The sequence below is a fragment of the Streptomyces tyrfis genome (genome assembly GCF_037034285.1).
Lineage (GTDB): Bacteria > Actinomycetota > Actinomycetes > Streptomycetales > Streptomycetaceae > Streptomyces.
Map to the genome: position 1 here is coordinate 1 of NZ_JBAGJZ010000106.1, position 1455 is coordinate 1455.

Consider the following 1455-nt stretch of genomic DNA (forward strand, 5'->3'; position numbering starts at 1 on the left):
TGCGGGTGGTCAGGATGTCGATGCTGATCGTGGCTTTGTAGCTGGTTCTGTCGACGGTGCCTCTGGCGTTGTACTTCGAGATGGCGCGTTTGACGACGCGTGGCCGGGTGCGGATGCGGCGGTCTGGCATGAGGTCGGCCGGGATCCGGCGGCCGATGGTGCCGATGAGGTCGATGGTGGTGCCGTCGAGGACGCCCGCGGCCTGGACAATCAGGTCGCGGGCGGTGTTCAACGCGATGGAGAAGCTGGCCCGGTCGGGGTCGATGTCCTGGCGGATGCCGGTGGCATCCGCCATGGCCAGTCGCAGGATCTGGTAGGTGACCAGCAGTGCGAAGACTTCCTGGACCACGCCGGCGGGGGTCCGGGCACGAAGGACCCGGCCACCCAGGATGGTGGACTTGATCTCCAGGTAGGAGGTCTCGATCTCCCATCGCTCGTGGTAGAGCCTGATCAGTTCGGTGGCGGGGTGTGCGTGGGGATCGGTCAGGGTCGTGACGAGACGGTAGGCACCGGTGCGGCGCCCCTGGGAGGTGCTGACGGTGATCTCGCAGTCGATGACGCGGACCGCGACGGCTCCGAGCCTGGACAGGTAGGAGCCGTCGGGGAACCGCTGCAGGACCGGAAGCCTGCGGTGTTCTTTCACGCGGACCAGGACGTGCGCGCCCGTCCCGGTGATCGCCTCGACCAGGGCCTGGACGGCGAAGTTACGGTCCAGCAGAACGATCATTCCCTCGCGCAGGCTGCGGACCAGGCTCGGCGCATAGAACGTCTCCCCGTTCGTGGTGGGACCGAAGACCGCGTCCAGAACGGTACGGGTGCCGCAGGACACCAGGACCAGCAGACGCAGTGAGGGGTATCCCGCCCCGCCGTTGTTACAGCGGTGCCTGACGAACTCGGCCTGGTTCGCCGGGCTGTCGGGCACGGCCACCAGCGTGCCGTCGACAGCACAGACGAGCAGGCCCCGCCACCACGCTCCCACGGTGCCGACCCCGGCGGCTGGTCCACGCAGCAGGTCGAACAAGCGCTGCAGCGGCCCGGCCCCGACCCGCCTGCGGGCCTGCGCCAGTGCGCCGGCAGTCGGAGCTGCTGTCTCCAGTCCTTCCGGACCGGCCGTCAGTCGCTGCCACACCTGCTGCCAGCCGATCCCGGGGAACAGGGAACCGGCCAGCAGCAGGTACACCACCACACGTGAGGGAAGATCCCGTATCCGCTGCTGCGTCCTGCGGGTCTCGGCCAGCACCTCGTCGACCATCTCGAATGGGGCGATCCGTGTTAACTCGCCCAGATGGCCCGGTGCAAACGGCCCCGCGGCAACCACTACCTCATGAGAAATGACAGACTTGGCGTCCAAGGGAGCTCCCGCTGAACAGTGATCTTGGTCGACACGGTTCTAGCAGGAGCTCCATCTCTGCTTCAGGCGGCTTGACACATCAACCCCACGCTTAACTACATGGC

1 protein-coding gene is annotated in these 1455 nt (G+C 67.0%); it reads right to left on the reverse strand.

Going from position 1 to position 1455, the window contains the following annotated elements; translation table 11 throughout:
• Positions 1-1252: IS4 family transposase (locus WA762_RS35365; RefSeq protein WP_335941694.1), on the reverse strand; the 1252-nt coding region annotated here is incomplete at its 3' end.
• Positions 1253-1455: the final 203 nt, after the last annotated feature.